The following is a 1,818-nucleotide window of genomic DNA, read 5'->3' as shown; positions in this document are numbered from 1 at the left end:
ATCCCCTCCTCTTTGCATCGGCGGGCAAAATCAGCATTCTCGGACAAAAAACCATAACCGGGATGAATGGCATCGGCTTTGCATCGTTTGGCAGTCTCTATTACTTTTTCTATATTTAAATAGCTTTCCCTGGCTATAGCAGGACCTATAAGATAGGCCTCGTCAGCATACATCACATGATGAGAAGTGCGGTCGGCTTCTGAAAAGACAGCAACGGTCCGTATGCCCATTTCTCGGCAGGAACGCATTACACGTAAGGCTATTTCACCTCTGTTTGCAATCAATACTTTCTTTATCATTTTTCTTCTTATTATAACGGGGGTTAATTTCGCAGGCATAGAAACTGTCCTTGACGGCTTTCAGGCAGTCATGGCACAGGCAATCGGAATAATTCTCCATTAAATAGGTGCGTTGCAGAGCATCCAGTCGGACAGTTGCGCAATGACACGATAAAATATCATTGTGCATACAATCAAATGTTGCACCACAACGTGGACATACCTTTTTCATAGGCATTCCTCCCGTAAATTTTTTATTTTCTTATTTTCTTTCGTACTGCTTTCCTAATCCCACGAGTAAAAACAGCCTTTAATGAATGGCAGGTCTTCTGACTGACTCCTTATCTTGAAGCCTTCCCGATGTGAGGATTGTCACATCAGTGGCAAAGGTATTTTTCAAGATTCCAGCAGAGCTTCACAGCAGCGGGACTGTCCGGGATTTGCACCCGATTCCCTTTTAATCCGAATAGCAGATAGACTATCCGAAACCAATTCGGGGCAAAGATAATGGATTTTATAATTAAACGAAGCGGAAAAGATGAAAAAAGTGTTGCTTGAAGTTTTTTTTCTTTTTCCAGTTGTTTTATTGATTTAATTCCTAACTTTGTCAGTAATATCGGTTTCCGGATTAGCCGTTGGCGCGAAACGGAATTAAAAGGGAATCCTGTGCAAATCAGGAACTATCCCCGTAGCTGTAAGTTTTATCCTCCCATAGTGTGGGGAAGTGTTGTGACATTCTTAGCCACTGGTTATTGTGAAAACCGGGAAGGCGCTACAACGGAAACAAGTCAGAAGACCTGCCGTTATTGTTTATATCATTCATGGCTTTCGGGTGAAAGGCGATAGAACGAATCATACTGATCCTTTTTATTACTGGTTTCCATGAATTGTCGTGTGTGAAAGACTTATATTGAATAATGTGTGTTTTGTATAACCTTAATTTATAAGTATGATTAATTCAGAGGTATTTATTATTAAGAGAGATGGTAAAAAAGAAACTTTCTCTCTTGATAAAATTAAAAATGCAATAGCCAAAGCATTTTTGTCAGTAGGAAGTTTTGCTACCCAGGATGTGATTACTACTGTATTGAGTCGCGTTAGTGTCAGTGATGGAATGAATGTGGAAGAAATCCAGAATCAGGTGGAGGTGGCCCTGATGGCTGAACATTATTACAGTGTTGCCAAGGCGTATATGCTGTATCGTCAGAAACATTTGGAGGATCGTGAGGTGAGAGATAAACTGAAGTTTTTGCTTGACTATTGTGACGCTTCCAATCCGGCAACTGGCAGTAAATATGATGCGAATGCCAATGTGGAGAATAAGAATATTGCTACGCTGATAGGAGAGTTACCCAAATCAAATTTTATTCGTCTCAACCGTCGTCTGTTGACTGACCGTTTGAAAGACATGTATGGAAAGGAATTGTCCGATCGTTATTTGGAACTTCTGAATCATCATTTTATTTACCTTAATTCCGCAACACTATTATAAATTAAACTTTTTAAGTACCTGAGCAACAAAAAGTTGCTCAGGATTTTG

The 1,818-nt window shown here is 40.0% G+C and carries 2 protein-coding genes, 1 pseudogene and 2 riboswitches; of the genes and pseudogenes, 1 reads left to right on the top strand and 2 read right to left on the bottom strand.

Annotation, left to right across the window (positions count from 1 at the left end; translation table 11 throughout):
- A partial coding sequence (locus AB5935_RS25060; protein ID WP_271696540.1) for a biotin carboxylase N-terminal domain-containing protein occupies positions 1-299 on the bottom strand: 299 nt, incomplete at its 3' end.
- Positions 265-516, bottom strand: coding sequence for a cysteine-rich CWC family protein (locus AB5935_RS25055; RefSeq protein ID WP_005846492.1), 252 nt, complete (start codon positions 514-516; stop codon positions 265-267). The genes AB5935_RS25060 and AB5935_RS25055, both read right to left, overlap by 35 nt.
- Positions 517-579: 63 nt before the next feature.
- A riboswitch (cobalamin riboswitch) is annotated at positions 580-786 on the bottom strand.
- Between the two features lie 92 nt (positions 787-878).
- Positions 879-1,098: riboswitch (cobalamin riboswitch) on the top strand.
- Positions 1,099-1,227: 129 nt separating this feature from the next.
- On the opposite strand from AB5935_RS25055, the pseudogene AB5935_RS25050 reads away from it, so the two are divergent.
- A pseudogene (locus AB5935_RS25050) lies at positions 1,228-1,767 on the top strand (ATP cone domain-containing protein); the annotation flags it as partial.
- Positions 1,768-1,818: the final 51 nt, after the last annotated feature.

Origin of the sequence: Phocaeicola sp. RTP21198st1_B8_RTP21198_201120 (genome assembly GCF_040929485.1) — a bacterium.
Classification (GTDB): Bacteria; Bacteroidota; Bacteroidia; order Bacteroidales; family Bacteroidaceae; genus Phocaeicola; species Phocaeicola dorei.
This window is presented reverse-complemented; position numbering and strand designations above follow the sequence as displayed.